A 25,061-nucleotide genomic window follows, 5' to 3' on the forward strand; every position below is an offset into this window, starting at 1 on the left:
TAACTTCCTGTGCGGCCCACTGCCGCGCCACGAGTAAGCCCTTGCGCATGCCGGGAGGCGTGAGGAGGCGTGCGCGCCAGCTGTCCGCGCCAGGACAACGTGCCAGCGAAGCCCTACTTGCATTGACTATGCCCAGGAGCAGACATGGCCTCGTCCTCGGACGCCACGGTGTCCACCGGTTCCACCCCCGAGCGCCCCGACGAGGGGTCGACCGAAAGACGCGGGCGGGTCCGCCTGCGCCGCGCCGCGGTGATGGCGGTGCCTGCCACCGCGATCGCGGCGGGACTCATGATCCTCACGGCCGAGGGTGCGCTCGGCGTCCAGTTCGCCATCTCCGGAATGCCGTTCACGGTCACCGCCACGAACCTCGACGGCACCGGTTTCGAGCAGTTCGGCTCCCTCGACAACATGGCCGAGGACAGCCCGAACGCCGGCGACACCGGCGGCCAGGTGCTGGTCGTCACCTCCGCGATCAAGAACGCGACGCTCACCAAGCTGTGCCAGAGCGTCGACCTCGGCGGCACGAACCTGCTCATCACCGCGGGCAGCGGTGCCGAGAAGGTGAGCGCGAGCGATCTGACCACCGACTCGACCGTGCTGTCCGGCGACGCGTCGTTCAACAACATCGAGATCGGCAACGACGCGAGCACGCTGGACAAGGCGGGGGTCCAGGGCCCCAAGGGCGTCTTCAGCCAGCAGGCCGACACGGTGCACATCGGCAACCTGCGGCAGACCAACTACGCCACGACAGCGGGCGTGTTCAAGCTGCCCGGGCTCAAGCTCCGCTTCAGCGACACGGGTTGCTGATGAGCGGCCCGGCACGAACCGCCTTCCGGCGGTGGCGAGCGGCCCGTCCCTTCTGGGGCGGGCTGCTGCTGACGTTGGGCGGGGCGGAGATCCTCCTCACCGAGAAGGCGTCCCTGAAGGTCGTCATGCACATCGGCATGCAGGGACTGGCGGGGTATCTGCTGCCGACCGTGATGCTGCTGTGCGGTCTGCTGATCCTCTTCAATCCGCAGCAGCGGCTGTTCTACTCGATCATCGGCATCCTGCTGTCGCTGGGCACCTGGCTCACGTCCAACCTGGGCGGTTTCCTGATCGGTCTGCTGCTGGGGGCGACGGGCAGTTGCCTCGCCTTCGGCTGGCTGCCGGACCAGGAGCCCCGCCGGGGGCTGCTGCGCCGTCGTCGCACACCGTCCCCCACCGCCGACACGGCCACGTCCTGACCCTTCCGCACCTCGGCGGGCGGGCCTCCGACGCCCCCGCGCCACACGGCGCGGGGCTCCCCCACCGGACCCCGCCCGCCGAGGCCGGGACGGCGACGGACCTGCCCGGCGGGAGTCCGCGGAGTTCAGGGCGCCGTCAGGGCCGAGTGGAGGCGGTGGGCACTGGTGCACTCGCGTTCACGGGAAGGCGGGACACGCCAGTACAGGCCGGGGCCCGTCGTACGGTGCAGCGGAGGCACGGCCACATGGCAGCCCGAGCCGAGCACCTGCACCTCCGGCAGCCGCCAGCCGTCCGCCGCGTTCGGCACCACGAGCCAGTACAGGATGCCCCCGAAACCGTCCTTGATCACCGCGCCGGTCTCGTCCCCGAGGTGCTGCAGCGTGCGCGCCCCGAGCGCGAGGGGCACGCGGACCGCGTCCCACCACCGCCCCGCGGGCAGCGTCCGCACCTCGGCGCTGTAGGGGCGCATCCATCGAGGCGCTCCACCGTCCGTCCTGCCGAACACGAGCCCTCCCAGGCTTCCGAACAACTGACCTCCCCCCACCCCCTCCGGCATCACCCTAGGACCGGGCTCCCTGGTGAACTTGCCTGTACGCGCAGGGAAGTTGCGCGCACACGCAGTGCCACCCCCCCGCCGTCACGGCGACGCTCCGGCCCGGCGTACGGTGTCGCGTCGTACGAACGTCCGAATTGAGGGAGGCTCTGATGGGGAACCCGACCCCCGTAGTGATTGACGCGACCGGTCGTGACATCCACGGCGAGGCCGCACGGATCCGTGCCCGGGGACCGGTGACCCTCGTCGAGCTCCCCGGCGGGGTGCCGGCATGGGCCGTGAGCGACGCGAACCTGCTGAAACGGCTGCTCACCGACCCCCGGGTCTCCAAGGACCCGCGGCAGCACTGGCCCACCTGGATCAACGGCGAGGTCTCCCCCGAGTGGCCGCTGTTCACCTGGGTCGCGGTGCAGAACATGTTCACCGCGTACGGCGGCGACCACAAGCGGCTCCGCGGGCTCGTCTCCAGGGCGTTCACGGCCCGCCGCATCGCCGCGCTCCAGCCCCGCATCGAGGAGATCACCGCGCAGCTGCTCGACCGGGTGGAGCAGGCCGGGAGCACCGGCGAACCCGTCGACCTGCGCGAGGAGTTCTGCTACCCGCTGCCGATCCAGGTGATCAGCGAACTGTTCGGCCTGCCGGAGGAGAAGGGCGACGAGCTGCGGACCCTGGTCGACAGCATCTTCCACACCTCGGCGAGCCCGGAGGAAGTCACCGGGACCTACGCACGGCTGTACGCCACCCTGGGCGAACTGGTCGCGTCCAAACGCGAGTCGCCCGGTGACGACCTGACCTCCGGGCTGATCGCGTCCCGGGACGAGGAGGGCGACACGCGGCTCTCCGAGCAGGAACTCCTCGACACGCTTGTCCTGTTGATCAGTGCCGGCCACGAGACGACGGTCAACCTCATCGACAACGCCATCCACGCCCTGCTCACCCACCCGGACCAGCTGGCGCACGTGCGCGCGGGCCGCGCGGCCTGGGACGACGTGATCGAGGAGGCCCTGCGGGTCGAGGCCCCCGTCGCCAGCCTGCCGCTGCGGTACGCCGTCGAGGACCTGGTGATGAGCGAGTTCGGCGGCCCCGAGGAGGTGTCGATCCGCAAGGGCGACGCGATCCTGGCCGCGTACGCCGCCGCCGGGCGCGACCCGGAGCGGTACGGCCCGGACGCCGACCGCTTCGACGTCACCCGCGCCGACAAGGAGCACCTCGCCTTCGGCTACGGCGTCCACTTCTGCCTGGGAGCACCGCTCGGCAGGCTGGAGGCGCGCATCGCGCTGCCGACCCTGTTCGAGCGGTTCCCGGACCTCCGGCTCGCCGTGCCCGAGGGGGACCTGGAGCCCGTCGACTCGTTCATCTCGAACGGCCACCGGAGCCTTCCGGTACGCCTGGCCTGATCGGCGTCCCGGGTCACTCCCCGCGCCACCACGCCAGCAGCCGGGCCCAGCCGTTCCTCGGCCGGTCGGCCGCCACGGGCCCGGACGCCGGCTCCGGCAGGAGGGGCGGGTGCGCCCCGGCGGCCGGTCCCGCGGCCGGCGCGTTGGCCGCGGGAGCCGGCGGGAACGTCACGGGCAGCGCGGCCAGCGCCCGGTGGAAGGGACCGGGCCGCCACACCAACTCGGCCACCGGCACGGCCAGTTCCACGTCCGGCAGCCGGTCGAGGAGTTTCTCCACCGCGACCGCCGCGATCAGCCGGGCCGGGCTGACCGCCGGGCAGGTGTGCGGGCCCGCACTCCACGCCAGATGGGCGCGGTTGCCCGCCCGCTGGTCGGCGGTCAGGGCGGGGTCGGTGTTGGCGGCTCCGAAACTGATCACGAGCGGATGGCCCGCGCGCAGCCGCACCCCCTCGTAGGTGACGTCGTGGATCGGGAAGTGCACCGCGTAGTTGGCCATCGGCGGATCCGTCCACAGCACCTCGTCGAGGGCGTCCTCCACCGGCAGGCTTCCGCCGGACAGGTCGCCCGCGAACCGGTCGTCCGACAGCAGCAGCCGCAGGCCGTTGGCGATGAGGTTCTGCTGCGGCTCGGTGCCCGCGCCCATCAGCAGCACCAGCGTGTGGACCAGTTCCTCGTCCGTGAGGCGGGCCGGGTGGGCGATGAGCCGGCTCGTCACGTCCGCGCCCGGCCTCGCCCGCTTCAGCGCCACCAGATCCGCCACGGTCGTGCTGAGCAGTTCGTTGGCCTTGTCGGCGTCCACGCCGTCGAAGATCCCGGACATGCCCTCGACGAGCCGCAGCCCGTACTCGGTGGGGCAGCCGAAGAGATGGTTGAACACCAGCAGCGGCAGCACCTGTGCGTACTCGCCGAGCAGATCCGCCCGACCGGCCGGCGCGAACCGGTCGATGAGGGTGTCCGCGCTGGACTCCACATAGCCGCGCAGGGTGTGGGGATCGACCCGGGCGAGGCTGTCGGTGATCGCCCCGCGCAGCCGCCGGTGCTCCTCGCCGTCCGTGAGCAGGGCGTTGGGCCGGTGCACCATCATCGGCACGACCGGGCTGTCCATCGGGACGATGCCGTCGGCGAGGTCCTGCCAGCGGCGGGAGTCCTTGGAGAAGGTCTCCGGGCTGCGCAGGACGTGCAGGGCGGCGTCGTAGGAGACCACCAGCGTGGCCCGGACGCCGGGGGCCAGTTCGACGGGCGCGAAGGGCCCGGCCTCGCGCAGCCGCCGGTAGACGGCCGCCGGGTCGGCGGCGAACTCGGGCCCGTACAGGGACTCGTGGGCCGGGCAGCCCGGGGGTGGTACGGCACTCACGCGTACTCCAATTCGCCGGTGCGGTTCGTCATGCGGCCGGTGCGTCGCCGGCCCGGTCAGGAACCGGCCGGCGGTTCACCGGTACCGGTCCGGTTCAGCAGGTACTGCACGAGGGCGATCAGCGCCCGCGTCGAGGAGACGCGGTCGCGGGCGTCGCAGCGGACCAGCGGGGTCTCGGGCAGCAGGTCGAGGGCATCGCGCACCTCGTCCAGCTCGTACACCGGGGCGCCGTCGAAGTCGTTGACGGCGACCGCGTACGGCAGCCCCAGCTCCTCCAGCACCCCCATGACGCCGAAGGACTGGCTCAGACGGCGGGTGTCGGCCAGCACGAGCGCGCCGAGCGCGCCCCGGGTCATGTCCTGCCACAGCTCGGTGAAGCGCTGCTGGCCCGGGGTGCCGAACAGGTAGAGGACCAGCTGGTCGTTGAGGGTGAGCCGGCCGAAGTCCAGCGCGACCGTGGTGGTGGTCTTGTCCTTGGTGCCGGCGAGATCGTCGACGAGGGCACCCGCCTGGGTCATGACCTCCTCGGTACGCAGCGGGCGGATCTCGGAGAGAGCGCCGACGAACGTGGTCTTGCCGACCGCGAAATGACCGACGATCAGCAGCTTGGCCGCGGTCCGTACGCTGCTGCGCAGGTAGACGTCAGAGGCGGGCGCGGAGCCCATCGAGGACCTCCTGGAGGATGCGGGTGTCGGACGGCTCGGCGGCCGGGACCGGGGCGCGGGAGACGAGATGGCCGCTGTCCATGAGGTCGGCGACCAGCACCTTGGTGACGCTGACGGGCAGTTCCAGGTGCCCGGCCACCTCGGCGAGCGACAGCGCCCCGGGCCGGCACAGTTCGAGGATCCGGCGTTTCTCGGGGCTCAGCCCGGGCGGTGAGGCGTCACCGGTGGCGATCATCAGGGTGACCAGGTCCAGGCTTCTGCGGGTGGGGTGGGCGCGCCCGTCGGTGACCACGTACGAGCGCACGAGCCGCTCCCCGGGGCGGCGCCGGGGCGTCATGCCGGGCTGCCACCCTGTGCGACCGGGCCGGTGTCCCGGCGGACCGGGCTGGTCAGCTCCCGGCCGAGCCGGTCGACCAGTTTGTGCATGCGGTAGGTGACGGCCTCCATGTCCACGTCCTGGCTGGTGGAGACCGCGAGGTAGGCCCCCTCCCCGGCGGCGGCCAGGAACACGTACCCGTGCGCGAACTCGATCAGCGTCTGCCGCCAGGGGGTGCCCGGTGTGCCGCAGAACTCGGCGGTGCTGCGGCTGATCGACTGGACGCCGGAGAGCCCGGCGGCCAGCCGCTCGGCGTCGTCACGTCCGATGTCCGCCGAGTGCGCGCGCAGCATGCCGTCGGCGGAGAGCAGGATCGCGTGCCGGGCCTCGGGCACCTTCAGCACGTCGTCGAGCATCCATCCCAGCTCGTTGGTCGTGGACTCGATCATGGCTGGGTGGTCCCTTCATCGGTGGGGCTGTGGTTCTCGGTGTCACGGACTTCGTCCGGCGGGTCCTGCGCGGTCCGGCCGAAGCGGGTGCCGCGGGCGAACGCCCCCATCCGGCGGGCGTTCTCCTCGGCGGAGCGCTGCTCGACGTCGTCCGCGGGGGCGGCGGCCGGTGCGGGCGGCTGCGTCGCCCGCGGTGTCCGTCGCCGCCGCTTCGGCAGTCCCCCGGGCGTGCTGCCCACGACCTCGGCGGGGCGCGGCGCGGAGTCGTCCGTGCCGGAGGACGGCGCCGCCTCCGGGGCCGGGGCGGGGACCGCGGAGGGTGCCGGGTCCTCCGGCGCGTCGGGATCGGCGTGCGTGAGCAGCGCACTCGGCAGGAACACCACGGCCCGTACGCCCCCGTAGGGGGACCGCGTGTCCACGGACACGCTGAACCCGTACCGCACGGCGAGCACACCGACGACGGCGAGGCCGAACCGGGGCGGGTCGTCGAGCCGGGTGACGTCGACGGAGCGACGGCCGGTCAGGAGTTCGGTCGCGCTCGCCACGGACTGCGCGTCCATGCCGACCCCGGCGTCGTCGATGATGACGCAGGCGCCGTTGTGCACCGTGTTGACGCCCACCTCGACGGTCGTGTTCGGCTGCGAGTGGCGTGCCGCGTTGTCGAGGATCTCGGCGACGGCGAGGACGACCGGCTCCACGGCACGGCTCTCGACGGCGATGTCGACCTCTCCGGTGATGCGCACGCGGCGGTAGTCGCGGATGCGGGAGGTGGCGCCGCGCACCACCTCGACCAGCGGGGAGGTGGCGCGCTGGCGGCCGGGCCAGGAACCGCACAGGACGGCGATCGCCTGCGCGCGGCGGCCGAACTGGGCGTTGGTGTGGTCGATTTCGAGCAGGTCGCGCAGTACGTCCGGATGGTCGTGCCGGTCCTGCATCTCGGCGATCGCGACCTGCTGCTCGTTGGCGAGGGCCTGGATCGAGTGCATCGACGCCTTCAGGGCGGCCTTCGCCGACTGGTCGGCGCGGACCTGGGCGTGGGCCACGGCGCCCGAGAAGCTCTCCAGCACGCCGTCGAGGCACTTGCCGAAGTCGGTGTCGGCCAGGCGCGGATCGAGCGGGCGGGTGCCGGGGACGGTGTCGTGCGGGGAGTCGGCGAGGGCGGGCAGCCGGACCGACACCAGGTGTCTCACCTCGTCCTCGCGTGCCCGCACGTCTGCGGCCAGCGTCTCGGCGAGCAGGCGCTGGCGCCGGGTGATGCCACGCTGACGTATCAGCAGCAGCACGACGGCGAGCAGCAGGGCTACCAGGCACCAGAACAGCGGCTCCGGTATCCGTTCGGTCATGAAGTCCCCAAGAGCGGACGCGAGTGGACGGGCGGCGCACAGGCTAGCGGCCTTCGGGCGGGCCGACTTTCGCCCAGACGAAAGGAATACGCCACGGGGCGCACACCGCGGGCGTGGGGACGCAGCGTGTGCTCTAGGATGACCGGGAGTAACTTCCGCCCGGTCACGCGGTAGTTGCTGTATTGCCTGTGTAGGCGGTCGGCACACGCCGCACCGAAGGGGGATCGTTGCCCGCGGGAAGCTATGTCGTGGAATCGGTCAGGACCGGCGAGGTCGGCGCTCGGGAGCGCACCGACTTCTGGAGCGAGCACGTGGTGTCCTTCCAGACACCGCTGGACTTCAGGTACGGGCAGTCCGAGGCGTTCCGCGGGGAGATGACACGGCAGCGCAGCGACGTGTACCAGCTGGTGAGCTGGAACTGCGACCAGATCGAGTACGTCCGCACCCCCGGCCTGGTGCGCCGGGAGCCCGACGACGCCTACCGGTTGGTGCTTCCCGTCTCCGGTGAGCTGGTGCTGCGGCAGGACGACCAGGAGGCGCGGCTGACCCCGGGCACCGCCAGTCTGCTGACGCTCGGCGCGCCCTTCGAGCTGGCGCACGACGCCTCGATGCAGGGAATCATCCTGTCGATCCCCTCCCAGGAGATCGACGGGCCGCTGGGCCGCAAGGCGCCGCTGGCCACCGGCCTCGATCTGACGAGGGGGCTGGGCCGGGTGGTGGACTCGATGGTGCGGTCGCTGCACGAGGAGCGGGACCACATGACGGGCACCCAGTTCGACGCGGTCTCGGACCGGATCGTGGAACTGCTGTGCATGCTGGCCGCGGGCGACGACCGCCCGGACGCGCCGGGCCACCTGCGCGAGGTCGAGGCGATGGTCCGCCGCCATGTCCGCGAGCACGCCGCCGACCCCACCCTCACCGGCTCGTCGGTGGCGCGGGACCTGGGCTGGTCCCTGCGGCAGATACAGCTCGCCCTCCAGCGGGTGGGCACCACGCCCCGGGACCTGATCCGCGAGGAGCGGCTGCGGCTGGTGCGCGACCGGCTCCGCTGCACGGACTGCGCATACCTGACGATCACGGACCTGGCCCACGCGTGCGGCTTCTCCTCGGCCAGCACGCTCAGCACGGCATTCCGCCGGCGCTTCGGCATGAGCCCGCGCGAGATGCGCTACGGCAGCCGCTGACGGCGGGGCGTCCCGGGGTGTGAGGTCGTCGGTCGGGTGGGGTCCGGACGGCCGGTCAGGGCTCTCGTCTTGCGGTCACCGTGAAGCGGGCGCCGTCCGGGTCGGCCAGTACCGCCTCCTCGGCGCCCTCCTGCCAGCGCAGGACGCTGCCGCCGTGGGCGCGGGCGGTCCGCACACAGGCGTCGACGTCGGCGACGGCGAAGTGGATCTGCCAGTGCGGGCGGATCGTGGGGTCGGGTGCGGCCTCCACCGCACCCGAGTGGATGCGCGCCACCACCGACCCGCCGCTCCTCAGGACGACCTCGTCGCCGTCGTAGTGGACCTCGCAGCAGCCGGGGGGCGCGGTCGCCCAGCCCAGCACCTCCCCGTAGAAGATGGCGGCGTCGAAGGCGTCACGCGTGTGCAGCCGGATGAAGGTGGGGGCGGCCTCGCGCCACTCCGCCCAGCCGAACACGAGCCGGCCCTCCCAGATGCCGAAGACGGCCCCGTCCCGGTCGGCGAGCACGGCCGCCCGGCCGGGCGGGAAGGCCAGCGGCCCGACGGCCGCGGTACCGCCCCGCTCCCGGCAGCGGGCCACGGCGTCGTCGGCGCTGGACACCGCGAAGTACGGGGTCCAGGCGACGGCCATCTGCCACATCGAGGCCACGGCGGCGATCCCGGCGACGGGCACGCCGTCCGCCTGCGCCATCCGGAACCGGTCGCCGAGGCTGTTCGGCCGCCACTCCCACCCGAAAACGGCCTGGTAGAACTCCTCCGCGGCCTCGACGTCGCGCGTGGTGAGACTGACCCAGCACGGTGCGCCGAACACCGCCTGACCGGAGACGTCCCCCCTGCCGCGTGCCTCGTTCTTGACCATGACCACACCGCCCGGTTCCGGGAGGGAGATGCCGGGCACCTCCTCCGCCGTTCGCTCAGGGCCCACGGGTACCCCGATCGCACCCCTGCAAGGATGCGCCACCGGGCGCCGGGCGTCATCCGGAGGAGGCGTTGCCCGGGCGCCCGAGGCCCGGAACAGCCTCAGGCGCCCACACCCGGCGACCAGTGGGGGGCGATACCGGCCAGTCGGCAGGTCAGGAAGTACAGCGGGATGGGGGGCGTGTACGGAGAGTCACCGTCCGGGCGGTGGATCAGCACCGGGTGATCCGGGCGCGGGCCGCTCCAGGAGGGGTCGGCCGGCCGGACGCCGGTCGCCGGTACCGCCTGCCGCCCCACACGCGCATCGACCGCGTAGCTCGTCGAGGGCGGCCAGGTGACGCCGATCTGCGAGCCCGAGGGGACGATCCACCACCAGCGCAGGTCGTCGGCGAAGACGCATCCGACGCGAGGCAGGCACTTCATGATTCTCTCGCCCTGGTCCCTGGGGGTGCCCACGGCGTCGTACCCCAGGGTGGCGGGCAGCTCCTCGGGAAGGAGGAGACGGCCGACCGGCCCGGGCGGGAGGGCCCGGTCCGGGACGGGGGCCGGGGCGCGGTGCGACCGGGGTTCAAAGACGTGCAGTCGTTCCATGGGGTGGCGGTCCTTCGGCCGGGTGGGGGACGGGCCCGAGGTACGGGGCGGACGGCGGGCCGGTCGCGACCGCCTCGCCCGCCTCCGGGACGATCTCGGCCCAGATGACGTGCCCGGTGCCGCCCGGGGCGTCCCGCACCCCCCGGTCGCCACTGAGCGCGCACACCAGTGCCAGCCCGCGGCCGCCCTGGTCGTCGGGCCCGGAGCTGAGCGCGACGGGCGCGGCCCGGTTCTCGTCCTCCACCTCGATGCGCAGCCGGCGGCCGTCGGTGCGCACCCGGCAGACGACCCGTTCGCTCCCGGTGTGCATGACGGCGTTGGTGACGAGCTCGGAGGTGACCAGGACAGCGTTGTCAGAGGTCTCCCGTCCGGTGCCCCACCGTTCGAGCAGGGCACGCACGTTCCTGCGGGCGGTGCCCACGGCCGCGGGGACGGCCGGGAGGTGGAAGACGTCGGATCTGTGGGACCGCGTGTGCCCGGACAGGCGGTCCACGGGCTGGGGGAGGGAGGGCGGAGCCATCAGCCGTTCGCCTTTCGTCTGCCTGGGCACCCTGGCCGGTGCCCACCGCCGGACGCCGCAGCGCACCGAACAGCAGCCCCGTCTCCCCCAACTGCGCTGCTCAGCAGCCTCGTTCACCGACTGCCGACGGTATGACCACTGTGGCACCTGCCAACAACGCCTCGCAACCGGCAAGTTGAAAATTGCAATTCGCCGGGTGCATGCTGCTCCCGTCGGCGGGTGGTCGTGACACCCTGCGACCGTGCAGCCCTGGTGAGGGGGTAGGCGTGACCGCGGAAACCGACTGGGGCGGCGCCCCCACCGTGCTGCGCATGATCCTCGGCCGGCAGCTGGAGGAGCTGCGGACGCGTGCCGGCCTGAGCTATGAGCAGGCCGCGGAGGCGATCGGCGTGAGCCACTCCACGATCCGCCGCATGGAGTCGGCCAAGGTGGCCCGGCTGCGCCTCACGGACGCCGAGAAGCTCCTGCAGACGTACGGCGTCACCGACCGGCAGGAGATCGACACGTTCCTGAAGTCGGTCCGCGAGGCCAACAAGCGTGGCTGGTGGCACACCTACCGCGACGTGCTGCCGGACTGGTTCGCCGCGTATCTGAGCCTGGAGCAGGCGGCGCTCCACATCCGCGCCTACGAACCCGAGTTCGTGCACGGGCTGCTGCAGACGGAGGACTACGCGCGCGCCCTGCTGGGCGCCGGCAATCCGCACGCCCCGGCCGAGGCGACCGAGCGTCGGGTCGCGCTGCGCATGCGGCGGCAGGAGCTGCTGTCACGGCCCTCGCCGCCGCGCGTGTGGGTGGTGATGGACGAGACGGTGCTGCGCTGGCCGGTCGGTGGCTCCCGGGTGATGCGCGCCCAGGTCGACCATCTGATCGCGGTGAACTCGCTGCCCCATGTCACCGTGCAGATCATGCAGTTCCGCAACGGCCCGCACCCGGCGATGCGCGCGGGTGCGTTCCACCTCTTCCGGTTCAGGGTCCCCGAGCTGCCGGACATCGTGTACCTGAGCGGCCTCGTGGGCGCCGTCTACCTCGACAAGGCGGACGACGTCGTGGTCTACCGCGAGGCACTGGACCGGTTGGGCGCGCAGTCGGCGCCCGCGACGAAGACCGAGGCCGTTCTCGGCGCGATACGCAAGGAGTTGTGAGAGTGCCCCGTTCGATACGGAGCTGTATGCCGTCCCACACGCTGGGCAGCCGCGGCTGGTGCAAGCCGTGGAGCGACGACGCGGGCGGCGCGTGCGTGGAGGCGAAGAGACTGGCCGACGGCAGTGTGGCGCTGCGGCAGTCCACGGACCCCGACGGCCCGGCGCTCGTCCTCACGCCGAGGGAACTGGCGGAATTCCTGGCGGGTGTGAGGGCGGGCGCTGCCGACTTCCTTCTCTGACACCCTGTTGTGCGTTGCGGCGCACTGCCCGTGCGCCCTCCCCGTTGACCGCTCGTGCTCCCCACCCACCCCACCGACGAGACCTCTGGAAGAGGAGGCGGCGTTGCCCGACGACGGATGGCCGGCCGACCGTATCGACACCGAGAGCGCGCACTCCGCGCGCATCTACGACTACATCCTGGGGGGAAAGGACTACTACCCGGCCGACAAGGAGGCCGGGGACGCCATGTCCAGGGAGTGGCCCGCCCTCCCCGTGCACATGCGCGCCAACCGCGACTGGATGAACCGGGCGGTGCGCTGGCTCGCCGAGGAGGCCGGGATGCGCCAGTTCCTGGACATCGGCACCGGCATCCCCACCTCCCCCAACCTGCACGAGATCGCCCAGTCGGTCGCGCCCGAGTCCCGGGTCGTGTACGTGGACAACGACCCGATCGTGCTCACCCTCTCCCAGGGGCTGCTCGCCAGCTCGCCCGAGGGGAAGACGTCGTACATCGAGGCCGACTTCCGCGACCCGGACGCCATCCTCCGCGCCCCGGAGTTCCGCGAGACCCTGGACCTCGCCAGGCCGGTGGCCCTGACGGTGATCGCGATCGTCCACTTCATGCTGGACGAGGACGACGCCGCCGGCATCGTGCGCCGGCTGCTCGAACCGCTGCCGTCCGGCAGCTGTCTCGCGATGTCCATCGGGACCGCGGAGTTCGCGCCGGAGGAGGTGGGGCGCGTCGCCCGCGAGTACGCGGCGCGCAACATGCCGATGCGGCTGCGGACCATCGGCGAGGCCCACGAGTTCTTCGAGGGGCTGGAGTTGGTGGAGCCCGGCGTGGTCCAGGTGCACAAGTGGCGCCCGGACGGCACCGGGGAGCAGGGCATCCGTGACGAGGACATCGCGATGTACGGGGCGGTCGCCCGTAAGCCGTGAGGCACGCGTCGGGGCCCGCGTCCGGTACGGGCGGGCGCGGGGCCCGCTACAACCGCGCCAGCGCGGGCAGCAGTTCGGCCGCCGCCGCCACGTCCGCGGTCAGCGGGCGGTCCTCGGTGCCCGCCGGGAGCGCCGCGGCGGCCACCGTGAACGCGGGCACGCGCGGCGGTGCCGGGTGCAGCCGCAGCGCCCGTACGGCAACGACCAGTTCGCACGCGAGGACGGTGCGGTAGGCGTCCGCGGCGCGCAGGGCCTGGCGGGCCGCCTGGGGGGCGAAGCTCGCCGCCTCCTCCAGGCCGTGCGAGAGGACCGCGTGGCCGGCCGAGGCGGGTGCCGCGCACGTGCGCAGTTCGGCGAGCGCGGAGTTGGCGGTGTACTCCAGGATCATCGTGCCGGAGCTGCTCGCCGGACCCGAGGCGAGATAGGCGGGCAGCCCGGTGAGGTCGGGCCTGCCGAGCGCGGCCAGCCGGGCGGCGGACAGCTGCGCGGTCCCCAGGAGGGCCAGGCACAGCCCGTCCAGGGCGAGCCCGAGCGGCGCCGCGAAGAAGCCGCCGTGATGCAGGGCCGTGCCGTCCGCACCGATCAGCGGGTTCTCGGAGGGGCAGTTGACCTCCACCCGGACGATCCTCCGCAGCGCGTCGGCGGCCTCCAGGGCGGGCCCGTGCGCCTGCGGGAACGCCCGGAAGCCGTACGGGTCCTGGATCCGCCCCTGCGCCGGGACCGGCCGGTCCGGGGCGCCGAGCAGCCGCCGTACCTCGGCGGCGGCGCGGGCCGGCCCCGGGTACGGGCGCAGGGCGTGCACCGGCGCCGCATACGCCTCCAGGGAGCCGGACACCGCCGCCAGCGACAGGGCCGCCACCGCGTGCGTGGCGTGCAGCAGCACCGTCAGGTCGTGGCAGGCCAGCGCGGACTGGCCGAGCGTGAGGGCGTTGCTGCTGAGCAGCGACAGCGCGTCACCGGGGTGCGGGGCCACCGGTGCGGGCAGGCCGCCCGCCGTGTCACCGAGCCAGGGGCGTTCACCGATCAGGGTCAGCCCGGTCTGGGCCAGCGCGGTCAGATCGCCGGTGCCCACGCCCCCGTACTCGTGGACGGCGGGAAGGACCCCGAGCCGCAGCGCCTCGGCGAGCGCGGTGACGAAGGCGGGCCGGATGCCGGAGCCGCCCGCCAGCAGCTGGTTCGCGCGTACGGCGAGCATCGCCCGCACCTCGCGGGCCGGCAGCAGACCGCCGGCGCCGCCCGCGTGGCTGCGCAGCAGCCGCAGGCCGTGCCCGGCCTCGTCGTCCGCCGCGACCGCCACCGAGCGGTGGGCGCCGACGCCGGTGCCGCGGCCGTACAGCCGACCCGTACCGGCGAGCCGCTGTGCCGTGCGCCAGGCACGCCGGGCCCGCTCCAGCGCCTCCGGGGTGACGACGGGCACGGCCTCGGCGTCGGCGAGGCGGACCACCCCGTCGGCGTCGAGGCCGCAGCCGTCCAGGACGACGCGGGCGCCGTCGGTCCCGGAGGACGGAGGCACCCGCACGGGTCCGTCCGCGGCGGTGTCCACGGAGCGGAGGTCAGACGAGGCCGGCCGACTTCAGCCACGCCTTGGCGACGTCCAGCGGGTCCTTGTTCTCCAGCTGCACCTGGGCGTCCAGGTCGAGCAGCGTCACCGTGTCGAGCTTGACCGAGACGGCGTTGAGGGCGTCGACGCCCTTCTGGGGCAGCCCCGACTTGTAGACCAGCGGCTGCACGTTCTCGAACCCGAAGAGGTTCTGCGGGTCCTGGAGGACGACGAACTTCTCCTTGGAGATGGTCGGGTCCGTGGTGAAGATGTCCGCCGCCTGCACGGTGTCCTTCTTCAGCGCCGCCTGGGTCAGCGGACCGCCCGCGTCGAGCGCCTTGAAGGACTTGAACTCCACGCCGTACACGGACTTCAGGCCCACCAGCCCCTGCTGCCGGGTCTGGAACTCCGGCGAGCCGCCGATCACCAGGTCCTTGGCGGCGTCCTTGAGGTCCGCGATGCTGGACTTGTCGGTGAGGTTGTACTTCTTGGCGGTGGCCGCGTTGACGGTGACGGAGTCCTTGTCCTGTGCGGGCGCCGGTTCGAGCAGCGTCAACTTGGCGTCGAGCTTGGCGTCGATGGCGGCCGTCGTCGCGGCCACCGTCTTCGGCGTCGCCTTCGGGTCGAGGTAGGCCAGCAGCGCGCCGTTGTACTCCGGCAGCACGGTGATGGCGCCGTTCTTCAGCAGCCCGTAGGTGGTCTCGCGGCTGCCGATGTTGGGCTTGTAGTCGACCTTGACGCCCTTGGCCTTGAGGGCCTCTCCGTAGATGTCGGCGATCAGGATGCTCTCGGCGAAGTTGTTGGAGCCGACGACGACGGTGCTCCCGCCCCCCTTGTCACCGGAGAGGGGGTCGTCGGACTTGTTGTCGGAGGACGAGGAACACCCGGCGAGCAGCGTCGCGCCGACGGCGAGCGCGACGGCGGCCGCCACGGGGAGTCTTCTGCTGGACGTTCTGGTGTTCGCGGTAGAGGTCACGATTCCCGTTCCGGGCTCAGAGGTTCTGGCAGGACGTGGCAAAGGCGTGCGGAGGTACGGGCTCCGCACATGCACTGATCCAATACAGCTCGTTCCGCCTCGGTCAAGGGCCTTCTGGGCATCAATTGGCCTAGACCCACAGCGGGTTGCCGGGTTTCACTTGTGGAGAAGTCGCGAACGGACCGAGGCGGAACCACACGCTCTTTGTAATGGATTCTTGACGTAGGGCGACCGGTTTGGGCCCCTGAAGAGGCGGTAGTCTCCGGGGGAGTTGGCGACGGGCTGCGGTCCGACAAGGCGTTCCGGGCCGTCCAGCACCGTTCTTGCGCCGACCCTTTCGGTTGGTCCTGCCGACTCCGGTCGCTCCACAACGGTCACGTGATTTCTTCGCGCGCCCCAAGACGCCTTCGAAGGAGGCTTGGTGTCCACGAACAAGGTGGACGCGTCGACCCGCCCGGCCCCGTCGCCGTCCGGCGGTGGCCGGCGCGGCTTCGCCGACCGATGGCCGTTCCGGCGCAAACTCAATGTCCTCGTCGGTGTGCCGCTGGCCGTGGTCGCCGTGCTGCTCAGCTACCTGATCGTCGACCTGTGGCAGCAGTCGGACCGCGCGGAGTCGGCGGCCCGGCTCGTCCGCGACAGCGAGCAGGTGGCGGTCCTCGTCGACCATGTGGAGCGCGAGCACCAGCAGGCCGTCCTGCTCTCCGTGCGCTACGAGGCCGGGGTCGGGGCCAAGCCCTCGCCGGCCGCCTACCGCAGGGCACAGGCCGCCGTGGACGCCCAGGTCGAGAAGGTGCGCGGCACCTTCGGCGACCGGCTGCCGGCCACCGAGGCCCAGGCCCTCAAGGAGATCGAGGGCCTCAGCAGTCTGCGTGAGACCGTCTCCCAGAGCTATCTGCCCGCCGACAACATCGACCCGGCCTACATGAACGCCGCCAAGGGCCTGATCGACGGTCTCGGCCTGGACCGCAACGGGGACCTCGCGGCCACCTTCACCGGCAATCTGCTCGACTCCCTGCTGCGCGCCGACGCCGCGCACGCCGCCTTCGAGACCGGCGTCTTCTCGGCGACGACCGGGGACACCAACGCGCTCATCGAGTTCACGGGCTCGGTCGGCTCCTACGAGCTGTACACCTACCAGGCCGACCGGTTCAGGCGCTTCGCCACCGAGCAGCAGGCGGACCAGCTCTCCGGCATCGAGCACACCGTCGCGCAGCGGTCCATCGCCGAGGCGTACGCGGAACTCCAGGTCGACCCCAGCGGGCTCCAGGCGGACGGCCGGGACGAGATCCGCAGGACGTTCGCGGACGCGCTGAGCGACTACCCCGCCTATCCTCAGCAGGCCGGGAGCCGGCTGAAGATCATCGGCTCGCTCATCGGCCAGATCGCCGACCGCGCCGACAGCGCCTCCTCCGACGCCCAGTGGCGGGCCGGGCTGCTGCTGAGCCTCGCCCTGCTCGGCTTCGGCGTCTGGATCGCCTTCTCGGTGGCGGTGCGCCGCTCGGTGGTCCGCCCGGTGCAGGCCCTCACCGGCGCCGCCCAGCAGGTCGCGGAGGTCGCCGGCCGCGAACTCGCCCGGGTGGCCGACGACGACGCCGAGGACGACACCTCGCCGATGCTGCGCGACATGCCCGTCACCGCGCACGACGAGATCGGCGAACTCGCCGAGGCGTTCAACCATGTGCAGACCACCGCGGCCGCACTGCTGGAGCGTCAGGTGCTCAGCCGCCGCAACGTCGCCGAGATGTTCGGCAACGTCGGGCGACGGGTCAGCAACCTGACGACCCGCCAGCTGGCGCTCATCGACGCGGTGGAGCGCGGCGAGACCGACCCCGCGGTCCTCGAACGGCTCTACTCCATCGACCACATCGCGGTACGCCTGCGCCGCAACGCGGACAGCCTGATGCTGCTCGCCGGCATCCGCGAGACGGTCCTCGACGCCGGTCCCACCGCCCTCACCAACGTGGTGCGTGCCGCGCTCGGCCAGATCGAGGGCTTCCAGCGGGTACGGCTGCACGCCGAGACCGAGATCGTGGTGGAGCCCGACATCGTCGGCGACCTGACGCTGATGATCGCCGAACTGCTGGAGAACGCCGTCGCGTTCTCGCCCGCGGGCAGCCCCGTCGAGGTGACGGTGCGCGTGGGCGGCGAGGGCGCGCTGATCGAGGTCGCCGACCACGGTCTCGGCATGAGCGCCGAGCGGCTCACCGAGGAGAACGCCCGGCTGATCCGCCGCGAACGCCTGGACCTCGTCCCGACGAAGGTGCTCGGTCTGTTCGTGGTCGGCACGCTGGCCCGCCGCTGGGAGGTCGCGGTCGCGCTGTCCCGCACGCCCGGCGGCGGCGTCACGGCGACGGTGGAGATCCCCTCGTCGCTGCTGCTGACGATGAGCCCGCTGAGCGCCCCGGCGGCGGAGCCGAAACCGGCGGCCACCGCCGTCACTGCGGCGCCGATCGCCCGGGCGGAGTCCGGGACCGAGGTGACGGCCGCCGGCGCGAGGCCGGCCCACCGGACGCCGCGCGGTGCCGAGGCGAAGCCGGGCACCCGAGTGGCGGCCGGGACCGGGCCGGAACCCGCCGAGGCCCCGTCCGGGCCCGTGCCGTCGTGGGCGGTCACCGCGGAGGACCCGTGGGCCGCGGAGTGGCCCGATGCCCTGCCCCGCCGGGTCCCCCGCCGCGAGCCGGGACCGGGCGGCGAAACGGTGCGGGCCTCCGGCGGACGCACGGACCGCGACGGCGCGTACTCCCCCGGTCCCCTGGACGGTGCCGCGTCGCACGACCGCGCCGAGGCCGCCCCGCTCGTCCCCCGCCCCCGGCACGAGGCCGGCGCACCGGCGCCCGGCGCCGCCGCCCCTCGGCCGACCGCCCCCGGCCCGGCCGAGGACGCCGCCGGCGCACCCCGCCCGCTGCGCCGGCGGGTGCGGGGCGCGACGCTGCGCAGCACCGCCGATGCCGCCCGCCAGGTGGCGCCCGCTCCCCGACCGGCCGACGCGGACGCGGTCCGCTCCGCCCTCGAGGAGTTCGAGGCCGCGGTGGAGCGCGCGCACCGCGACAGTTCCGGCCAGACCGCCCCGCGCGACAGGCGCGACCAGAACCACCTCACGGAAGGAGCGGAGCAGTGAGTACGTCGACGGGTGACACCTCGGCAGACGGCATCACGCCGACCGACCTGCAGGCCGCCGCAGCCGACTTCACCTGGCTGCTCAACCGTTTCGCGACCGAGACCGCGGGCGTCGTCGACGCCATCGCCGTCTCCTCGGACGGACTGCTCATCGCCGTCTCCGAACTGCGCGAGCACGCCGACTCGGAGCGGCTCGCCGCCATCGTCTCCGGCATCACCAGCCTGGCCGCCGGCGCCTCGGGCAACTACGGCCTCGGCGGCCTCAACAAGGTCATCATCGATCTGGAGGGCGGACACGTCCTGGTCTCCGCGATCGGCAGCGGCGCCGTGCTCGGCGTGGTCACCGACAAGGAGGCCAAACTGGGCAACATCGCCTACGAGATGACCCTGTTCGCCAACCGGGCCGGTGCGGCGCTCAGCCCCCAGCTGGTGCTGGAGCTGAAGAACAACGTCGGCGCCACATCGACGGGGTGACCGGATTCGGCCCGGTCGAGGAAGGAAGTACCACCGATGGCGGACGGCCGCACTCCGCGAAGTGCCGGCGAAGACGGCTTCTCGCCCCCGGGCCCGCCGTACCCGGTCGGCCCCGCACCCGCCGTACGGCCGTTCCTGGTCACCGCCGGCCGGGTGGCGCCCACCGCGTCCGGCCGGCCGGTTCCCGTCGAGACCCAGGTGGTGGCCACCGCCCTGGGTCTCCAGACCCTCGAACGGCTCTCGTTCGAGCAGCACGACATCGTCGCCGCGTGCCGGCAGCCGCAGTCCATCGCGGAGATCGCGGCCCGGTTGCGGCTCCATCTCAACGTGGTGCGGATCCTCGCCGAGGATCTGCGCGCCACGGGGCAGCTGACGGTGCACGTGCCGCACACCGACGTCACGCACGACGCATCCGTCCTGCGCAGGGTTATCGATGGCCTTCGTGCCATCCCCGACTCCCGGGGGGTACTCCGTGACACCGATTGAGCCCGTCACCCGCGGCGCGGTGGCGCAGACCGCCGAACGGCCGCCGCTGCCGGTCAAGATGGTGATCGCGGGCGGCTTCGGCGTGGGCAAGACCACCGCCGTCGGCTCGATCTCCGAGATCGAGCCGCTGACCACCGAGGCGGCCATCACCGAGGTCGCCGCGGGCGTGGACGACCTCACGCACACCCCGCGCAAGACCACGACCACGGTCGCGATGGACTTCGGCTGCATCACGATCGACCCGACCCTGAAGCTGTACCTGTTCGGCACGCCCGGCCAGGAACGGTTCGGCTTCATGTGGGACGACATCGTGGAGGGCGCCGTCGGCGGGCTCGTCATCGTCGACACGCGCCGCCTCGACGACTGCTACGCGGCCGTGGACTACTTCGAGCACCGGGAGATCCCGTTCGCGGTCGCCCTCAACGCCTTCGACGGCACGGTGGAGTACGACGTGGACCAGGTCCGCTGGGCGCTGGACGTCTCCGAGCACGTCCCGGTGGTCGTCTTCGACGCACGGGAGCGCGGTTCGGTCCGCGACGCGCTGCTGGTCGTCCTGGAGCTGGCGCTGGCCCGCACGCAGCGTTGAGGCGGGGGGGGGCCGGACCCCGGTCCCCCCGCTCCCTCAGGCTCTCCGGCGCACCCCCGGGGACACGACGGCCCGCGTCACCACCCAGAACACCGCGAGCGTCGCCAGCGCCAGCACGGCCACCAGCGTGGCGCCGCCCACGACCTTCTCGTAGTTGCGCTGGTAGAGGCCGTCCACGATGTACCGCCCGAGACCGCCGAGGCTGACGTACGCGGCGATGGTGGCCGTCGAGACGATCTGGATGGCCGCCGAGAGCAGACCGCTCATGATCAGCGGCAGCGCGACGGGCACCTCCACCCGGAAGAGGATCACCGGTTCCGTCATTCCCATGCCCCGCGCGGCGTCCACCGGCGCCGGGTCGACCGAGCGCACCGCTTCGTACGTGGTCACCAGGATCGGCGGGACGGCCAGGACGACCAGCGGAATCATCACGGGCAGCAGTCCCAGCCCGAGCAGCACGAACATCAGCACGAGCAGACCGAAGCTGGGCAGCGCCCGGGCGGCGGTGGCGATGAGGGCGAGGACGGTGCCGCCGCGCCCGGTGTGACCGGTGACCAGGCCGACCGGCAGCCCGATGGCGGCGGCGATGCCGAGCGCCGCCAGCGAGTACTGGACGTGTTCGAGCAGACGGCGCGGGATGCCGTCGTAGCCGTGCCAGTGGGCGCCGTCGCCGAAGAACGCGTGGACGAAGTGCAGTACGTTCACCGGACGGTGTCCTCCAGAGTGGAAACGGGCGTGCCTGGCCGTCCGGCCGGCCTCGGCCCGCCGCCCGCGCCGCGCGGCATCCAGGGCGTCAGCAGGAACCGTACGAGCACCAGCGCGGCGTCCACCAGCATCGCCAGGGCGGCCGTGGTGACCACGGAGTTCACCGCCAGCACGGGCCGGTGGTAGAACATCGCGTCGGCGAGCAGATTGCCGAGCGCACCCTGGTTGCCGATGAGGGTGCCGACGCTGACGAGGCTGATGCTGGACACGGTGGCCACCCGCAGGCCCGCGACGATGGCGGGCACGGCGATCGGCAACTGCACCTGCAGATAGCGGCGTACCGGCCCGAGGCCCATGGCGGTGGCCGCGGCCAGCGTCTCCTGCGGCACCGAGCGCACGCCCTCCACGATCGCCGGGACGAGCACCACCAGGCTGTAGACGGCCAGCGGGATCATCACGGTGAGCTCGCTCTGGCCGGTGTAGTCGATCAGGACGACGAAGAACGCCAGCGACGGGACGGCGTACAGGACCGTCGTCACCCCCAGCACGGGCGGGTACAGCCAACGGAAGCGCACGCACAGCTGGGCGAGCGGCAGGGCCACGGCGAGGCCGGCCAGGACCGGCAGCAGGGCCTCCCGCAGATGCAGCCCGATCAGGCCGAGCCAGGTGTGCTGGAGGTCGCTCGGGATGTCGAAGAACCCGCTCATCCCGCGACCTTCTCGTCCGGGATCCCCGCGGCGTGGGCGCTGCGGATCGCCTCGCCGATGGTCTGCTGCGAGACGACGCCGACCACCCGGCCGGTCCCGTCCACGGCCACCGACCAGCCGGTGGGCGAGAGCACGGAGCCGTCGAGCGCGGCGCGCAGCGAGTCCTTGCCGTGTTCGAACGGCCGCCCGTGCGGCAGCAGCCGCTCCGCCTCGATGCTCCCGGCGACCAGGTTCCCGGGCTCGCTCCAGCCGAGCGGCCTGCCGTCGAGGTCGATGACGAGCAGATACGGCGCCTCGGGCGTGATGCGGGAGGCGATCTGCTCGGCGGTGGAGTCGACGGCGACGATCGGCGTCGTCAGCAGCCGCAGGCTCTCGGAGGTGAAGAACGACAGCCGGCGGATGCCGCGGTCCGCGCCGAGGAAGTCCTCCACGAACGCGTCGGCCGGCGACGACAACAGCTCGGCGGGCGGCGCGAACTGGGCGAGCCTGCCGCCGGTCCGCATCACGGCGACCTTCGTGCCGAGCCGGATCGCCTCGTCGATGTCATGGGTGACGAAGACGATGGTCTTGCCCAACTCACCCTGGATGCGCAGCAGTTCTTCCTGGAGGCCTTTGCGCACGACCGGGTCGACGGCGGAGAAGGGCTCGTCCATCAGCAGCACGGGCGGGTCCGCGGCGAGCGCGCGCGCCACACCGACGCGCTGCTGCTGTCCGCCGGAGAGCTGGTACGGGTACCGCTTGGCGAACGACGCGTCGAGCCCGACGCGTTCCATCAGCTCCCGGGCGCGGGTCCGGGCCCGGTCCTTGCTCCAGCCGAGCAGCCGGGGCACGGTCGCGATGTTGTCGACGACGGTCCGGTGCTGGAAGAGGCCGGCGTTCTGGATGACGTAACCCATGGACCGCCGCAGGGAGTTGACGGGCTGCCGACCGATGTCGACGCCGTCCAGGGTGATGGTCCCCTCGCTCGGCTCGACCATCCTGTTGATCATGCGGAGGGTCGTCGTCTTGCCGCAGCCCGAGGGGCCGACGAGGACGGTGATCGAGCGGTCCGGTATCTCCAACGACAGCCGGTCGACCGCCACCGTGCCGTCCGGGTACCGCTTGGTGACTGAATCTATCCGTATCAAAGTGCCGAATACCCTTCGGGTGTGGCAAGAGGCGGCATGATCCCGGCCGTTGTCGCACGGGCCGTTTGGGGGCAGAGTCTAGACGCTGGGCGCTGGGCGCTGGGCGGCGCGGACACCAGGCGCCACGGCATGGACGAACGACAGGGGAACGCCCGGCAGGCCGTACGCGGGACGCGGGTCCTCCCCCGTGTCCGGCGGCACTCCCGCGACCGGTGGTGTTCCGGTACCGCGCCCGCTCGGTCGACCGGGTGGCGAGCCCTGGCGGCGGTCCTCGGGCCGGGTGGGAGGCGGAGGCCCGACCGAACGGCCACCGGTCATTGTGACGGGCCCGGCCATGCGAGGATGCCGAGTACGGTCCTTCGAAAGGGGCGTGGCATGACACCGCAGACGTTTCCGGTGGGTGGCTGGAGAAGGCGCACTGTTGCCGTTCATCGTCCACAGGGGAAGCCGGCGTTGCTGCGGCTGAGGTCGCGGGGACCGCTCACCACCTTCAGCGCGGAACCCCGGATCGACACCCCGCAGGAGCAGTCGTCGCACGCTGCCCTCTTCCACACGTGGGGGACTTCGTGGCATCCGTTCGTACTGCCCGGCCGCTACACGCACCTGGAAGTGCGCAAGGTGGGGGAGAACGGCGTGGCTCGCTGGCAGCTCGACAGGATGCGGGCTGACGATCTCCCTGCCCTGCCGACCACTGCCATCGGCCGCGGCACCCGGCTGTACACCTGGGAGGGCGGGCATCTGGAACTGCGGTACGAGTGCCTGAGCCGCAGCACGAGGTACCTGGATTTCAGACATCACGCGTTCGGAACCGGCGAACCACTGGACTTTGACAAGACAGGATCCACAAGAGGAACCGTCCGCCTGAGCGGACCCGGCTACCTGTGGGTTCATTCCGAACCGGCAGGTGATTGGAGACTCCGGCCCGTCTGAGGCATGGGCGCCCGGGCTGATGGGCCGCTCAAGCCCGGTCGTGCCCCCCTCTGTGTGACAGAAGACTGCCGCACGCAGGCTCCGTCGTCGAGCGGCCAGCGCGGTTGAAGGGAGACGCCGAGGCGCAGCAAGGGCATGGGGTTGCCTTTCGGTGGCGGTGCGGTGGTGACACGGCGATCACCCGACCTGTCGCCATGCCCAACTCCCGCACCGCCCGTGTTCATCCCGGCCGGGAGGCAGCGGATCGCTCATGCCGGTCGGGCCTCGGCCCTGCCGGTCGGGCCTCGGCGTGGTTGCGAAGTCGAGCCCGCGTGTCAGGCGGTGAAGCCGCCGTCGACATGGATCGAGGCTCCGGTGATGTACGAGCCGTCCGCACTTGCCAGGTGGGCGACGGTGGCCGCGATCTCGGCCGCTTCCGCATAGCGGCCCACAGCCGTGAAGCCGGCGATCACCTCGGCGTTCGGCCCGTCAGCGGGGTTGGTGTCCGTGTCGGTGGGGCCGGGATGCACCAGGTTGACGGTGACTCCGCGCGGACCGAGTTCTCGGGCCAGGCCCTTCGTCATCCCGACCAGAGCCGTCTTGCTCATCGAGTACAGCGCCAGTCCGGGGAAGACCGCACGCTCGGCGACATTGCTGCCGATGCTGATGATGCGGCCGCCCTGGCCCATGTGACGCGCTGCGGCCCGGGACGCTGCGAACGGCGCCCGGACGTTGACCGCCAGGGTGCGGTCGATCTCTGCCGGCCCCAGGTCCTCGAGTGGGCCGATGAGGAAGACGCCGGCGTTGTTGACCAGGATGTCGAGTCTGCCGAACATCGCGGCGGCCTCGTCCACCGCGGCGATGAGTGCCTCGGGGACGGCGCTGTCGGCCTGGACGGCCCGTGCCCGGCGTCCTCCGGCCTTGATCTGCTCCACCACCTCGGTGGCGCGTTCCGCGCTGTTCTCATAGGTCAGGACGACGTCGGCGCCTTCTTCGGCCAGCCGTGACGCCACAGCGGCACCGATGCCCCGGCTGCCGCCCGTGATCAGGGCCACTTTTCCTTCAAGTCGGTTCATGTCCTTGAGCATGGCCGGCACCGGCACCGGAAACCGGCGGGAATCCGACCTGGCGTTCGATCTCCAGGAGGGCCACGCCGTCCTGATCACGCAACCACACTGTCGTGCCCCTCGGTGTGACAGAAGGTCGCCGCCGCACGCTGGGGCAGTCGACATGGAGAAGAACTCCACCCGAAACGACGACAAACCGAACTACCGGTGCGCAAGGACGGATACAGGCATGGGGAACAGACCAAGCCGGGGCAGAAGGTTCGGTCCGGGGCTCGTGTACCCCCGCGGCCGTGCGCGCGGGGCCGGTGGCGAGATCCAGGGCGCCACGGCACCCCTGCTCGCCCGCGCGCTGACCGGGAACGCCGTCACCGCGGAGTCCGAACGGCGGGCGACGGCCGCGTTCCGCGCCGCCCGTGCCGCCGGCCTGCACACGGAGGCCCGCACCCGGCGGCGCGACGACTGGCGGTCCCACGCGCCGGGCAGGGTGCGGTGCCGGTGAGGGCCGCCGGACGGGAGCGGGGCGACCGCCGGGCCGATCGGCGGGCCGACCGGC

28 protein-coding genes are annotated in these 25,061 nt (G+C 72.3%); 13 read left to right on the forward strand and 15 right to left on the reverse strand.

Features of this window, described 5'->3' with window-relative positions:
- The first annotated feature begins 144 nt into the window (after nt 1-144).
- Nucleotides 145-807, forward strand: a complete 663-nt coding sequence (locus tag ACFYMU_RS04420; protein WP_388367588.1) for a DUF6230 family protein — start codon at nt 145-147, stop codon at nt 805-807.
- The gene (locus ACFYMU_RS04425) at nt 807-1,226 is read left to right on the forward strand and encodes a DUF6114 domain-containing protein (protein ID WP_388367591.1); all 420 of its coding nucleotides are present in this window, start codon (nt 807-809) and stop codon (nt 1,224-1,226) included. The genes ACFYMU_RS04420 and ACFYMU_RS04425 overlap by 1 nt, the downstream gene beginning before the upstream one ends.
- A gap of 125 nt (nt 1,227-1,351) precedes the next feature.
- On the opposite strand, the gene ACFYMU_RS04430 is transcribed toward ACFYMU_RS04425, so the two are convergent.
- On the reverse strand, nt 1,352-1,696 hold the full coding sequence (locus tag ACFYMU_RS04430) for a hypothetical protein (protein WP_388367594.1): 345 nt from the start codon (nt 1,694-1,696) through the stop codon (nt 1,352-1,354).
- A gap of 236 nt (nt 1,697-1,932) precedes the next feature.
- Here ACFYMU_RS04430 and ACFYMU_RS04435 point away from each other — a divergent pair, with 236 nt between their 5' ends.
- Complete coding sequence (locus ACFYMU_RS04435) at nt 1,933-3,177, forward strand: cytochrome P450 (protein WP_388367597.1); 1,245 nt, start codon at nt 1,933-1,935, stop codon at nt 3,175-3,177.
- A gap of 13 nt (nt 3,178-3,190) precedes the next feature.
- Here ACFYMU_RS04435 and ACFYMU_RS04440 read toward each other — a convergent pair whose 3' ends face one another.
- From ACFYMU_RS04440 to ACFYMU_RS04460, 5 genes are read right to left on the reverse strand one after another with little or no spacing between them, the layout of a single operon-like run.
- Nucleotides 3,191-4,531, reverse strand: a complete 1,341-nt coding sequence (locus tag ACFYMU_RS04440; protein ID WP_388367599.1) for a cytochrome P450 — start codon at nt 4,529-4,531, stop codon at nt 3,191-3,193.
- 56 nt (nt 4,532-4,587) lie between these two features.
- Nucleotides 4,588-5,196 (reverse strand): ATP/GTP-binding protein, encoded by a 609-nt coding sequence (locus tag ACFYMU_RS04445; RefSeq protein WP_388367601.1) that lies wholly within the window; start codon nt 5,194-5,196, stop codon nt 4,588-4,590.
- Nucleotides 5,174-5,533 carry a DUF742 domain-containing protein gene (locus ACFYMU_RS04450; RefSeq protein ID WP_388367604.1) on the reverse strand — a complete coding sequence of 120 codons (360 nt, stop codon included), beginning with the start codon at nt 5,531-5,533 and terminating at the stop codon, nt 5,174-5,176. The genes ACFYMU_RS04445 and ACFYMU_RS04450 overlap by 23 nt, the downstream gene beginning before the upstream one ends.
- Nucleotides 5,530-5,961: a roadblock/LC7 domain-containing protein gene (locus ACFYMU_RS04455; RefSeq protein WP_388367607.1), complete on the reverse strand. Its 432-nt coding sequence runs from the start codon at nt 5,959-5,961 to the stop codon at nt 5,530-5,532. The genes ACFYMU_RS04450 and ACFYMU_RS04455 overlap by 4 nt, the downstream gene beginning before the upstream one ends.
- On the reverse strand, nt 5,958-7,304 hold the full coding sequence (locus ACFYMU_RS04460; RefSeq protein WP_388367610.1) for an ATP-binding protein: 1,347 nt from the start codon (nt 7,302-7,304) through the stop codon (nt 5,958-5,960). Before ACFYMU_RS04460 ends, ACFYMU_RS04455 begins: the two co-directional genes overlap by 4 nt.
- Before the next feature lie 248 nt (nt 7,305-7,552).
- On the opposite strand from ACFYMU_RS04460, the gene ACFYMU_RS04465 reads away from it, so the two are divergent.
- Complete coding sequence (locus tag ACFYMU_RS04465) at nt 7,553-8,488, forward strand: helix-turn-helix domain-containing protein (protein ID WP_388367613.1); 936 nt, start codon at nt 7,553-7,555, stop codon at nt 8,486-8,488.
- A 55-nt stretch (nt 8,489-8,543) separates the two neighbouring features.
- Here ACFYMU_RS04465 and ACFYMU_RS04470 read toward each other — a convergent pair whose 3' ends face one another.
- The 3 genes from ACFYMU_RS04470 to ACFYMU_RS04480 all read right to left on the reverse strand — a co-directional run bounded on the left by ACFYMU_RS04470 (nt 8,544) and on the right by ACFYMU_RS04480 (nt 10,514).
- Nucleotides 8,544-9,344, reverse strand: coding sequence for a VOC family protein (locus tag ACFYMU_RS04470; protein ID WP_388367999.1), 801 nt, complete (start codon nt 9,342-9,344; stop codon nt 8,544-8,546).
- 161 nt (nt 9,345-9,505) lie between these two features.
- Nucleotides 9,506-9,994 carry a hypothetical protein gene (locus ACFYMU_RS04475; protein WP_388367616.1) on the reverse strand — a complete coding sequence of 163 codons (489 nt, stop codon included), beginning with the start codon at nt 9,992-9,994 and terminating at the stop codon, nt 9,506-9,508.
- A complete protein-coding gene (locus tag ACFYMU_RS04480; RefSeq protein WP_388367619.1) occupies nt 9,972-10,514 on the reverse strand; it encodes an ATP-binding protein in 543 nt (180 codons plus the stop codon). The genes ACFYMU_RS04475 and ACFYMU_RS04480 overlap by 23 nt, the downstream gene beginning before the upstream one ends.
- Nucleotides 10,515-10,780: 266 nt before the next feature.
- Here ACFYMU_RS04480 and ACFYMU_RS04485 point away from each other — a divergent pair, with 266 nt between their 5' ends.
- The 3 genes from ACFYMU_RS04485 (at nt 10,781) to ACFYMU_RS04495 (ending at nt 12,814) form a co-directional block, all read left to right on the forward strand.
- Nucleotides 10,781-11,656, forward strand: a complete 876-nt coding sequence (locus tag ACFYMU_RS04485) for a helix-turn-helix domain-containing protein (RefSeq protein ID WP_388367622.1) — start codon at nt 10,781-10,783, stop codon at nt 11,654-11,656.
- A gap of 26 nt (nt 11,657-11,682) precedes the next feature.
- Nucleotides 11,683-11,895, forward strand: coding sequence for a DUF397 domain-containing protein (locus ACFYMU_RS04490; RefSeq protein WP_388367624.1), 213 nt, complete (start codon nt 11,683-11,685; stop codon nt 11,893-11,895).
- Between the two features lie 103 nt (nt 11,896-11,998).
- Nucleotides 11,999-12,814 carry an SAM-dependent methyltransferase gene (locus ACFYMU_RS04495; protein WP_388367627.1) on the forward strand — a complete coding sequence of 272 codons (816 nt, stop codon included), beginning with the start codon at nt 11,999-12,001 and terminating at the stop codon, nt 12,812-12,814.
- A 46-nt stretch (nt 12,815-12,860) separates the two neighbouring features.
- Here the strand turns inward: ACFYMU_RS04495 and ACFYMU_RS04500 are convergent, their stop codons facing one another.
- Together ACFYMU_RS04500 and ACFYMU_RS04505 are read right to left on the reverse strand one after the other, a co-directional pair.
- Nucleotides 12,861-14,357 carry an aromatic amino acid ammonia-lyase gene (locus ACFYMU_RS04500; protein WP_388367630.1) on the reverse strand — a complete coding sequence of 499 codons (1,497 nt, stop codon included), beginning with the start codon at nt 14,355-14,357 and terminating at the stop codon, nt 12,861-12,863.
- Between the two features lie 10 nt (nt 14,358-14,367).
- Nucleotides 14,368-15,330, reverse strand: a complete 963-nt coding sequence (locus ACFYMU_RS04505; RefSeq protein ID WP_388367633.1) for an ABC transporter substrate-binding protein — start codon at nt 15,328-15,330, stop codon at nt 14,368-14,370.
- A gap of 421 nt (nt 15,331-15,751) precedes the next feature.
- On the opposite strand from ACFYMU_RS04505, the gene ACFYMU_RS04510 reads away from it, so the two are divergent.
- From ACFYMU_RS04510 to ACFYMU_RS04525, 4 genes are read left to right on the forward strand one after another with little or no spacing between them, the layout of a single operon-like run.
- Nucleotides 15,752-18,448: an ATP-binding protein gene (locus ACFYMU_RS04510; RefSeq protein WP_388367635.1), complete on the forward strand. Its 2,697-nt coding sequence runs from the start codon at nt 15,752-15,754 to the stop codon at nt 18,446-18,448.
- Nucleotides 18,445-18,921 carry a roadblock/LC7 domain-containing protein gene (locus ACFYMU_RS04515; RefSeq protein ID WP_388367638.1) on the forward strand — a complete coding sequence of 159 codons (477 nt, stop codon included), beginning with the start codon at nt 18,445-18,447 and terminating at the stop codon, nt 18,919-18,921. Before ACFYMU_RS04510 ends, ACFYMU_RS04515 begins: the two co-directional genes overlap by 4 nt.
- Nucleotides 18,922-18,957: 36 nt before the next feature.
- Entirely contained in the window at nt 18,958-19,407 is a 450-nt protein-coding gene (locus tag ACFYMU_RS04520) for a DUF742 domain-containing protein (protein ID WP_388367641.1), read from the forward strand.
- Entirely contained in the window at nt 19,394-19,993 is a 600-nt protein-coding gene (locus ACFYMU_RS04525; protein ID WP_388367644.1) for an ATP/GTP-binding protein, read from the forward strand. Before ACFYMU_RS04520 ends, ACFYMU_RS04525 begins: the two co-directional genes overlap by 14 nt.
- A 36-nt stretch (nt 19,994-20,029) precedes the next feature.
- Here the strand turns inward: ACFYMU_RS04525 and ACFYMU_RS04530 are convergent, their stop codons facing one another.
- Genes ACFYMU_RS04530 through ACFYMU_RS04540 form a run of 3 tightly spaced genes read right to left on the reverse strand, consistent with a single transcriptional unit; the run spans nt 20,030 to nt 22,532 of the window.
- Entirely contained in the window at nt 20,030-20,698 is a 669-nt protein-coding gene (locus ACFYMU_RS04530; RefSeq protein ID WP_388367646.1) for an ABC transporter permease, read from the reverse strand.
- Entirely contained in the window at nt 20,695-21,405 is a 711-nt protein-coding gene (locus ACFYMU_RS04535; protein ID WP_388367648.1) for an ABC transporter permease, read from the reverse strand. The genes ACFYMU_RS04530 and ACFYMU_RS04535 overlap by 4 nt, the downstream gene beginning before the upstream one ends.
- Nucleotides 21,402-22,532 carry an ABC transporter ATP-binding protein gene (locus ACFYMU_RS04540; RefSeq protein ID WP_388367651.1) on the reverse strand — a complete coding sequence of 377 codons (1,131 nt, stop codon included), beginning with the start codon at nt 22,530-22,532 and terminating at the stop codon, nt 21,402-21,404. The genes ACFYMU_RS04535 and ACFYMU_RS04540 overlap by 4 nt, the downstream gene beginning before the upstream one ends.
- Before the next feature lie 375 nt (nt 22,533-22,907).
- On the opposite strand from ACFYMU_RS04540, the gene ACFYMU_RS04545 reads away from it, so the two are divergent.
- Nucleotides 22,908-23,462: a hypothetical protein gene (locus ACFYMU_RS04545; protein ID WP_388367654.1), complete on the forward strand. Its 555-nt coding sequence runs from the start codon at nt 22,908-22,910 to the stop codon at nt 23,460-23,462.
- A gap of 314 nt (nt 23,463-23,776) precedes the next feature.
- Here ACFYMU_RS04545 and ACFYMU_RS04550 read toward each other — a convergent pair whose 3' ends face one another.
- Nucleotides 23,777-24,517, reverse strand: coding sequence for an SDR family NAD(P)-dependent oxidoreductase (locus ACFYMU_RS04550; protein ID WP_388367657.1), 741 nt, complete (start codon nt 24,515-24,517; stop codon nt 23,777-23,779).
- A gap of 220 nt (nt 24,518-24,737) precedes the next feature.
- Here ACFYMU_RS04550 and ACFYMU_RS04555 point away from each other — a divergent pair, with 220 nt between their 5' ends.
- A complete protein-coding gene (locus ACFYMU_RS04555; protein ID WP_388367660.1) occupies nt 24,738-25,007 on the forward strand; it encodes a hypothetical protein in 270 nt (89 codons plus the stop codon).
- Nucleotides 25,008-25,061 lie beyond the last annotated feature (54 nt).

It is taken from the genome of Streptomyces sp. NPDC007264 (assembly GCF_042869095.1).
Taxonomy (GTDB): Bacteria; Actinomycetota; Actinomycetes; order Streptomycetales; family Streptomycetaceae; genus Streptomyces.